9 protein-coding genes are annotated in these 9815 nt (G+C 62.2%); all 9 read right to left on the bottom strand.

Annotated elements, in window-relative coordinates; translation table 11 throughout:
* Positions 1 to 265: helix-turn-helix domain-containing protein (locus VMA09_17735; GenBank protein ID HUA35455.1), on the bottom strand; the 265-nt coding region annotated here is incomplete at its 3' end.
* An 89-nt stretch (positions 266 to 354) separates the two neighbouring features.
* Positions 355 to 1113 (bottom strand): 7-cyano-7-deazaguanine synthase, encoded by a 759-nt coding sequence (locus tag VMA09_17730; protein HUA35454.1) that lies wholly within the window; start codon positions 1111 to 1113, stop codon positions 355 to 357.
* Between the two features lie 10 nt (positions 1114 to 1123).
* The gene (locus VMA09_17725; protein HUA35453.1) at positions 1124 to 1855 is read right to left on the bottom strand and encodes an SDR family oxidoreductase; all 732 of its coding nucleotides are present in this window, start codon (positions 1853 to 1855) and stop codon (positions 1124 to 1126) included.
* A gap of 30 nt (positions 1856 to 1885) precedes the next feature.
* Positions 1886 to 3163: a UDP-3-O-acyl-N-acetylglucosamine deacetylase gene (lpxC, locus tag VMA09_17720; GenBank protein ID HUA35452.1), complete on the bottom strand. Its 1278-nt coding sequence runs from the start codon at positions 3161 to 3163 to the stop codon at positions 1886 to 1888.
* 46 nt (positions 3164 to 3209) lie between these two features.
* Positions 3210 to 5441, bottom strand: coding sequence for an ATP-binding protein (locus VMA09_17715; GenBank protein ID HUA35451.1), 2232 nt, complete (start codon positions 5439 to 5441; stop codon positions 3210 to 3212).
* A 2-nt stretch (positions 5442 to 5443) separates the two neighbouring features.
* Positions 5444 to 5656, bottom strand: coding sequence for a DUF2905 domain-containing protein (locus VMA09_17710; protein HUA35450.1), 213 nt, complete (start codon positions 5654 to 5656; stop codon positions 5444 to 5446).
* A gap of 231 nt (positions 5657 to 5887) precedes the next feature.
* Complete coding sequence (fusA, locus tag VMA09_17705; protein HUA35449.1) at positions 5888 to 7990, bottom strand: elongation factor G; 2103 nt, start codon at positions 7988 to 7990, stop codon at positions 5888 to 5890.
* A gap of 94 nt (positions 7991 to 8084) precedes the next feature.
* The gene (locus VMA09_17700) at positions 8085 to 8882 is read right to left on the bottom strand and encodes a biotin--[acetyl-CoA-carboxylase] ligase (protein HUA35448.1); all 798 of its coding nucleotides are present in this window, start codon (positions 8880 to 8882) and stop codon (positions 8085 to 8087) included.
* Between the two features lie 23 nt (positions 8883 to 8905).
* Positions 8906 to 9754, bottom strand: a complete 849-nt coding sequence (gene nadC / locus VMA09_17695) for a carboxylating nicotinate-nucleotide diphosphorylase (GenBank protein ID HUA35447.1) — start codon at positions 9752 to 9754, stop codon at positions 8906 to 8908.
* Positions 9755 to 9815: the final 61 nt, after the last annotated feature.

The following is a 9815-nucleotide window of genomic DNA, read 5'->3' as shown; positions in this document are numbered from 1 at the left end:
CGATCGACAACAGCGGTTCGGTATCGCTGCGGCTGATCGCGAACAGCAGCTCGTCCTTCGACGCGAAGTAATTGTAGAGCGTACCAACCGCGAGCCCGGCGCGTTCGGCAACCTCTTCCATCGAGGTGCTCGCGTAGCCCTTGCGATCGAACAAGCGCCGCGCAGCGGCGAGAATGCGCTGCTCGCGCTGGAGCTTCTGCTGCTCGCGGCGGCCGGCGGGAATCGGCACGGCGGGGAGCATGAAGCATTTATGCCACGGCGGCACGCGCGACGCAAGAAAAATGAATATGATTCATTTTTTCCGGCGAGAACAAAAAGTCACCACAAAGGGCACGAAGGCAAAGGTACGAACTTTTACCTTTGTGCCTTCGTATCCCTTGCCGCTCGTGTCTTAGCGATGATCTTTTCTTTCCTTTTGCCGGCTGTCGCGTAGCGCGTCGGATCGTCGACACCCGCCCGCGCAAACGCTTCGATACGTTCGGCGCACTTGGTGCACTTGCCGCAATGGCGGCCGCGCACCGGGCTCGCGCAGGTAAGGGTCAGCTCGAGCGGCAGCGCCCTGCCCTTGCGAATCACGTCTTCCTTCTCGATGCCGAGGAAGGGCGTCGAAATTTTGAGCGGCAGGCCGGTGCCGAGCTCGGCGGCCTTTTCGAAGGCGCGCAGAAACTCGGGGCGTGCATCGGGGAATGGATTCGCTTCAAGCAGCGCCATCGCCACTTCGCCGATCCGGTTGCGCGCGCAGAAGATTGTCGCCTTGGTCAGGAGGCTCAAGTTGCGGCCCGCGATATAGTTGGACGAAATCGCGGCGCGATACCCTGGGACGTTCTTCCCCGTGACGCTCCAATGATCGCCCGCGACATCGCTCATCGGCAATTCGAGCACAGCAGGCGGCGCGACATTCGATCGTCCCAGCCGCTCGACAAAACGCCGCAGAATTCGCAGCTCGTCGCGCTCCCACTTGACTCCCGCCCTAACATAGATCGGAAAGACGTGCCGCCCGCCGCGCGCCAGCTCCGCGAGCATCACGGAACTATCGAGGCCGCCGCTTGCGAGCACAGCCACGCGCGACTTGATCGGAACGATTCGATATTTCTTGAGCGCGGACCCAGTCATCCGCGGGAGCCTACGCAATCAGCCGCCCGCCGTCGAGCACGATCGTCGAGCCGGTCGCGAAATCGGTCGCACAGAGGTACATCACGGCGTTGACGACGTCGGCAGGCGTGCCCATCTTCTTAACGAGCGTCGCCGCAGCCATCCGTGCGATTGCCTCTTTGTCGTATTCCTCGGGCGCGAGCACCGGTCCGAGCGCCACGCAATTCACCTGGATGTTGGGCGCGAGCGCTTTCGCGAGCGCGCGCGTGAGCCCGACCAGCCCGCTCTTCGAGACGGTGTAAGGCAGGTAGTTGTTGTAGGGACGAATCCCGGCCCAATCGCCGATATTGATAATCTTGCCGGCGCCCTGCGCGCGCATCGCAGGCGCCGAGAGTTTCGCCAGAAAGAATGGCGCCTTCAAGTTGATATCGAGGTTAAGGTCCCAGTCCTTCTCGGTCACCTCGTCGATCGGCTTGCGATAAAAAACCGACGCCGAATTAACCAGGACATCGAGGCGCCCGAAGCTCGCGATAATGTCCGACACGAGCCGCTCGATCTCGACGACGCTCGCAAGGTCGGCGCGGAATGCGCGCGCAACGCCACCCGACGTTGCGATCTGCGCCACGACCGAATCTGCGTCCGGCGATGATGTCAGGTAGTGAACGGCGACCGATGCGCCGCGCTCGGCGAAGGCGAGCACAAGCGCGCGGCCGACGCGGCGGCCGGCGCCGGTTACCAGAACAACCTTGCCGTTCAGGTCCATCGCGATTCGCCGCGGCGGACGCGGTAAAGGCTAGCCTGCGTGGACGGCCGCGATCGCTTTCACCAGTTCGAGATTGTCGGAGTGGCCCGTCTTCGACGCCGTGATATGGCCGATGACGGGGCGCCCGAGCAGGTAGAGATCGCCCATCAGGTCGAGCACCTTGTGCCGCGCGAATTCGTCAGGGAAGCGCAGGTTGGTGTTCACGACCTTCTCGTTGTCGACCAGAATCAGGTTATCGAGCCGCCCGCCGCTGCCGAGGCCCATCGCGGATAGCTTGCGAAATTCATCGACGAACGCAAAGGTTCGCGCCGGCGCGATTTCTTTGATGTACGCCTCGACCGAGGTCAACTCGAAGTGAATCTTTTGAACACCGATGGGCTGAGGATAGTCGAGCGTGTAATCGATAATGAGATGCTCGGCCGGCTCGATCTTGATAAACTCGCGGCCTTCGACTTCGTCACCGATCCCGATTTTCTTCGCGATTCGAATTGGCTCGACCGCGGCGCCCTGATCGGTCACGCCCGCGCTGGCGATCTGCTTGCAGAATTCCAGCGCCGAGCCGTCGAGCGCCGGAACTTCCTCGTCAGTCTTGACCAGCAGGTTGGTGATCCCGAACGCATGGAGCGCCGAGAGCAGATGTTCGACCGTGCGAACTGAACGCCCGCCACTGGTAAGCGTGGTGTTGTAACCAGTATCGGTAACATTTTCGAGCCGCACCGAGATCGCCGTTTCATCAGAAAGCGACGAAAACACGATCCCCGTTCCCGCCGGCGCCGCGTGCAGCAGCACCCCGGTCTTGAGCCCCGTGTGGAGGCCCTGCCCGCCCATCACGATCGAGCGCGCCACGGTGCGCTGCGCGATAGTGCCAAGGCGTACGCTCTTGCGACGCGAGGCGCCCGCTGCCGCACTCACGGCCTCGATCGAGGCGCCTTCGGGTCCGGCAGTATCGCCTTCGAGCGCGCGCGCAATCGACGCGAGCAAGCCGCTGACCGAAAACGGCTTCTGGATAAAGTCCGCGGCGCCGAGCTTGGTCGCGGCGACCGCGCTCTGGATATTGCCGTGGCCGGAGATCATGATCACCGGCGTTTGGGGACGTTCACTCTTGATACGGCGGAGCAGCTCGATGCCGTCCATTTCGGGCATCCATACGTCGAGGAGCACTACGGCCGGGCTCTCGCGCTCGATAAGGTCGAGCACGCCCGGCGCGTCGCCGGTGTCGACGACCCGGAAGCCCTCGTCGCTCAAAATCCCCCTAAGTGACGACCTGATCCGCTCCTCGTCATCCACCACCAATACGGTTTCACTCACGCGGGAATTGCTCCTAAGGAAAGCTTATAGTTCGGGCGAATGCGCATTAGCCAATCGCCTTGGCGAGTCCCTGCTCTTTTACAGGAAATTCAAGGGAGAATCTACTTCCACGGGGGCGGTTGTCGATCACCCTGACGAAGCCGTGATGATCCGTAACAATCGCGGAAACGATCGCAAGCCCGAGCCCGGTGCCGCCTTTTTTGCTCGAAAAATACGGCTCGAAGATGCGCGTGCGCAGCCGCGGGTCGATTCCGGGGCCGTTGTCCGCCACCTCGAGGGTCACGATCGAGCGCTCGGGACGCAGCGCGGTGCGCACCTCGACGGCCGGCCTGTCGCCATTGTGATTGATCGCGATAGTCGCGGCCACGGCGTTATCCAGCAGGTTTACGAGCGCGCGTTTCATTGCCTCGCGGTCGATCGGAACCAGCGGCAGGGCGGAATCGAGCGAAATCGAGAACTCGACATTCGGATTGGCAGCGCGGAAGTTCGTCACGACCTCGTTCGCCAGCGCGTTGAGGTCGCCCAGAATCGGATTCAGATGAGGCATTCGCGCGAATGACGAGAACTCGTTGACAAGCCGCTTCAAGTCTCCGACCTCGCCGATGATAGTACGAGTGCACTCTTCTACGAGTTTCGCCTCGATACCGGGTTTATCGGCAAGCTGCCGGCGCAGGCGCTCGGCGGAGAGCTGAATCGGCGTCAAGGGATTTTTGATCTCGTGCGCGATTCGCCGCGCGACTTCGCGCCACGCTTCCATCCGCTCGACCTTGGCGATCTGGCTGACATCTTCAAAGAAAAGCACCGTGCCCTGCAGCTCGTCGGAGCCCTCGCCAAGCGGACTCGCGGTGACCATCAGTTCCGTCTCGCCGTTGGGCCCTTCGAACTTGATCGTCGAGCGCGCCTCGCGCGGCCGTGTCGCCGACGCGAACATGTCGTCGAGCGCGCGCGTAAGCTCGAGCCGAAAAGCGATGCTGTACGTGTTGCCGAGCGCATCGGCGACGCTGACGCCGAGGAAGCGCTCGGCGCACGGATTGATCGACGTGACGACGCCGTCGGAATCGAGGCCGACGACGCCCGCAGAGACATTGCGCAGCAAGGTTTCGGTATATCGGCGGCGCTGCTCGATCTCGGTGGTGGAAGCGCGCAGGTCGGCGGTCATCTTATTGAATGACTTCACCAGATGGCCGAGCTCGTCGTCGCCTACGGGCGGGATTTTGTAGTCGAGATTTCCGGCCGCGATGGCCTCGGTGCCTTGCGCGAGACGCTTGATCGGCCCGGTCACGCCGCGCGCCAAGTACATGCCGAACCAGCTCGCCAGCGTGATCACGACAAGGCCGATCAGTACCAGGGCCAGCATGTAACTGCGCAGGATCGGCTGGCGCAGGATGCGGAGCTGGAAGTAATCCTCCGATACGCGCGAGATATCGGTCGCGCGCGCGGCGAGGCTCCGCGGCAGGTAGTAGTCGACGACCACCGCGCCCATCACCGAATCCGTTTCCGACGAAGTATAGATTGGCGCGGAGCCGCGAATTACGTCCGACGATCCGAAGCGATCGGTGCGCGAGGCCGTTTGACCCTTCAGAGTCTGAGCCACGAGTTCCGAATCGGGCAAGGCGCCGATCCCCGTCGGAGTCTTGGGGCTGAGGGCGACGTCGAGCAGCTTGCGGTCGCTTGAGAAAACCTCGATCGTGCCGAGGTTGTACTTCTCCTGGCTGTCCTCGATGAACTTCTTCAGCTCGGTGCGTTTGTCTGGATCGAGCAGGCGCCGGGTGCTGATTTCACCGGCCATCACCCGCGCGAAGTGCAGCGCGTTGTTGGCTGAATTCAGATAGTAGGTCTTGGCGATTTCGAGCGAATCATCGAGCACTTGCTGATATTCAGGATTAAACCAAGTGTCAATATTTGCCTGGAGGAACACTCCTGACACATAGAGCAGGAATACGCTCGGCACGAGCGCGACGGCGATAAAGCCCGCGACCAGGCGGGCCTGGAACTTCGAACCGATAAGTCCGCGGCGGCGCTCGAAGATGACCTTGGCGAGATTACGCCCCACCAGGAAGAGCATCAGGCCGAGCAATACGAAGCTGACATTGAACAGCGCGATTATCGCGACGTTGGAGGAAAGCGAGGTGTGCTTGGTGAGCGGCGGGAGCTGGGTCTGCGCCAGCACGAAGACGATCAGCGTCGCACCGGCGATCAGCGCGGCAAATATTTCGCGGCGGCGCCGCTTCCGATCGGCGAGTCTGAGTGCGGCTTGATTTTCGCGCTCGTCAGCCATCGTCATCGCCTAAGCAGCGACAGAAGAAGGGTCGCGACGACACTCAGGATGATGCAGGTCACGATCGGAAAATAGAAAGTGAAATTGCCGCGGCGGACGTAGATATCGCCGGGCAAGCGACTAACGCCGGGAATCGAACCGAGCGCCCACATCAGCGCGCCCGCGCACGCGACAAGGATCCCCAGCATCACCAGGCTTTTGCCAATCGGCGCCATTGTTCGCCCGGTTGATCTTATAGCAGAGCGGGTCCAGGCGACATGGCCTGTGACGCCAACCTAACTGGCGACGCGCCCCAAAAAATCCCTCGCCCGTTATGTCACGGGAGAGGGATTTCGGGGGCCCTCGCCGCTTCGCGGGTAAGGGCCTTCGAGGCTTCGGGAAAAAACACCCGGCGTCGTTTTTGCGCCGCCGGGTGCAGAGACAGATCGATGGCGAAGCCGGAGGCCTCAGGCGTGGGCGTGGGACCTGGCTTCTTTGGCGGCTTGCGCCTCCTTGACGATCTTGTCGGCGACCATCGGCGGAGCTTCCTCGTAATGCGAGAAATGCTGCTCGAAGGAGCCGCGGCCCGAGGTTATCGAGCGCAGGTCCGGCGCGTACTTCAGCACCTCCGACATCGGCACCTGGGCCTTGATCACCTGGCCGCTGCCCTTGCTGTCCATGCCGAGGACCTTGCCGCGGCGGGCGTTGAGGTCGCCGATCACGTCGCCCATGCATTCATCGGGGCACGAAACTTCGATCGCCACGACCGGCTCGAGGATAATCGGCTTGGCTTTTTCAAGTGCTGCTTTAATTCCCATCGAGGCCGCGATCTGGAACGCCATGTCCGACGAATCCACGTCATGATAGCTGCCGTCGAAGACCGTCACTCTGACGTCGACCATCGGATTGCCCGACAGGAAACCTTCGGCGAGCGTATTGCGCACGCCCTTCTCGACCGACGGGATAAAGTTGCGCGGGATCGAGCCGCCGACGATTTCATCGACGAACTCGAATCCTGTTCCGCGCGGGAGCGGCTCGACCTTGAGCCAGCAATCACCGTATTGGCCGCGGCCGCCGGACTGTCGCTTGTATTTTCCTTGCGCTTCGGAGCGGCCCTTGATCGCTTCCTTGTAAGGAACCTTAGGCGCCTGAAGTTCAACCTCTACATTGAATTTTCGCTTGAGCTTCTCGACCGTCAGCTCGATATGCATCTGCCCGGTGCCCGAGAGAATGATCTCGTGCGTTTGCGCATCGCGATGCATATCCAGCGCAAGATCCTCGTCGACGAGCTTCTGCAGCGCGGCAGAGGCCTTCTCTTCGTCGCCCTTGGTTTTAGGACGCAGCGCGAACGAGATGACGGGAGTCGGCCGTGTCAGCGGCGGCTCGGCGATGATCGGTGACTTTTCGTCGCAGAGCGTGTCACCGGTTGTCGTATCCTTGAGCTTGGCGACGGCGACGACCTCGCCCGCGAGCGCCTGCGCAACCGGGCTCTGCTTTTTGCCTTCGAGGCGCAAGAGCTGGCCGAACCGCTCCTTGCTCTCGCGCGAGGCGTTGAGCACGGGCGCATCGCTATGCGCCGTCCCTGACATCACGCGGAATATTGAGAGCTTGCCCGCGAACGGGTCGATAATCGTCTTGAACACGAAGGCGGCAAACGGAGCACCCGGATCCGCCGCGCGCTCTTCGGGAGTCCCTTTCGTCGGATGACTGAACGATGCGGCGGGACGCTCGTTCGGCGCCGGCAGCAGCAGGTTGATCGCATCGAGCAGCGGGCCGACGCCGATATTCTTCGCGCCTGAACCGCAGAACACCGGCGTCACTTTGCCGCCGAGCACGGCGGCTCGTAGAGCCTTGCGCGCGGCCTCGTCGTCGATCGTGCCCTGGTCGAGATATTTCTCGAGCAGCTCGTCGTCGGTCTCGGCGACTGCCTCGTAATATGCGTTGCGTGCGGACTCGGCGCGCTCCTTGATATCGCCCGTCAGCTCCTCTTCCTTGGCCTTGCCGCTCTGGTCAGCATAGGTGAGCGCCTTCATCGACAGCACGTCGATAACGCCCTTGAAGCCGAGCTCGTCGCCGATCGGCAGCGAGAGCACGACGACTTTCGCGCCGAGAATTTTTTCGAGGTCCTTGAGCGCAGCGTTGAAGCTGGTGCGCTCGCGATCAAGACGCGACACGAATGCGATCCGCGGCAGGTTGGACGCGTTCGCCGCGGCCCAGATCTTCTCCGATTCGACCTTGGTGTCCGCGCCCGGGCTGATGAGTATCACGAGCCCGTCAACCGCGCGCAGCGTCGTCATCGTCTCCGGCAGCACGGCGCTGTAGCCGGGCGTATCGGCGAAGAGGACCTCGGTCTTTTTCCAGTTGTAGTGATGAAAGGCAGAACTGATCGAGATGTGATGGTTAAGTTCCTCGGGCTCAAAATCCAGTGACGAACTGCCATCGTCTGGACGCCCGAGCCGCGATGTCGCCCCGGCGGTGAACAGCATCGCCTCGGCAAGCTGGGTCTTTCCTGTGCCACCCTGGCCTACGATCGCGATGGTTCTGAGCCGCCCGATTTCCTCCACAGCCATAGGAGTAACCTCTCTTCGCGCCTCGCGAGGCCGCCGAACTGAGCGCGCGGCCCGTTCGAAGCGATTTATTGCTGTCAGAAGATCACATCAAACCTCACGCATACGCTCCTTCGACGGTGACTTCTCCCGCGACGATTCGCTCGACCTTGTCCCCGAGATCGAGCATCAGCGCGCCGTCATCGTCGATACCCCGTACGATACCGCCCTGGCGCCGCCCGCCGTCCACGATCGCTACCCGCTTCCCTGTAAGCGCCGAGTAGCGTTCCCACGCTGGCCGAACAGCGGCGAAGCCCGCGGTCAGAGCTTCCATATAGCGAGAGTCGAGCAAGGAAAAAAGCGAATCGGCGAGTTCGATTCGATCCCATGCGCGACCGGTCGCGATTCGAATTGATGTCGCGCGCTCGCGCAGTTCATCGGGAATATCGCTCGCGGTGAGATTCACGTTGATGCCGATCCCAAGCAGCACACACTCGAGATTGCCGCGCTTGTCGGTGATCGCCTCGGCGATCATGCCGGAGACCTTGCGCCCGCGAAGCCATACGTCGTTGGGCCACTTGAGTCCGACGATACCCGGCGCGACGCGCTCGAGCACATCGGCAACGGCCAGTCCCGCGACGAGGCTTAGCTGAGGCACGCTCGCAAGCGGCATCGCAGGGCGCAGGATGATCGTCGTGTAGAGGTTGGCTCCGGCGGGCGAATGCCACGAGCGGCCGAGGCGGCCGCGGCCCGCGGTCTGCCGGTCAGCGATTATTGCGGTGCCTTGTTGGCTTCCCTGCGCAGCAAGCTCGCGCGCGATCTCCTGGGTGGAATCGACTTCGTCGAAGTAGTGGATTCGCCATCCGATCCGTCCCGGTTCGCCGCGTTCGATCGATCGGTATGGATTGTCGGGCATCAGTCAGTCGCGGCTCCGGAGCGTCAGGTCTGGTCGATCCTCATGCTGATATCTACAGCCTTTACAGAATGCGTCAGCGCACCGACCGAGATCAAATCGACGCCAGTCTCGGCAAGCGCGCGCACGGTGTCGCGCGTGATGCCTCCAGAGACTTCGAGGATGATCTTCTCGCCGACTTTGGCGCGCGCTTCGCGCACCTGCGCGAGCGTCATATTGTCGAGCAGGATCGCATCGGCGCCGGCGCGCACGGCCTCGTCGACCTGCGCGAGCGTCTCGCATTCGCATTCGATCCTGATTGTGTGCGGCGCGAGTTGGCGCGCGCGTTTGATCGCAGGAGTAATCCCACCTGCTGCAGCGACGTGGTTCTCCTTGATCAGCACACCGCTGTCGAGTCCGAGGCGATGGTTATGGCCGCCGCCAGCGCGGACCGCATACTTCTCGAGGACGCGCAGACCAGGATGCGTCTTGCGCGTGTCGATAATCTTCGCACGCGTGCCCGCGATTGCCTCGACGTAGACGCGAGTTGCAGTCGCGATACCGGAGAGCAATTGAACGAAGTTGAGCGCAGTCCGCTCCCCGACGAGCAGCCCCGCGAGCCGCCCCTCGACATCGGCAAGCACGTCGCCAGCCTTGAGCTCGCAGCCTTCGTCCGTGAGCGTGAGCATGTTCGGCTCAGCGCCGGTCATCGCGAAGACCTGTTCGATGAGGAACGCACCCGCGACAATCATCCGCGGCTCTTTAACCTTAATAATCGCGCGCCCGAGCTGACCGGGCGATACCGTCGCAGCAGTAGTGAGATCGCCCTGTCCCACATCCTCAGCCAACGCCCGCCGGATGTAGTCGGAGAGATCGAGCTGCCGGATCATCTCCATTGGCGACTCTCCTCGCTGTCCCCTCTCCCTATCCTGGGAGTAAGGCGAGGGGATCCGGAGA

It is taken from the genome of Candidatus Binataceae bacterium, assembly GCA_035508495.1.
Taxonomy (GTDB): domain Bacteria; phylum Desulfobacterota; class Binatia; order Binatales; family Binataceae; genus JASHPB01.
The sequence above is the reverse complement of the archived record's forward strand: the minus strand, read 5'-3'. Positions and strand labels throughout refer to the sequence as shown.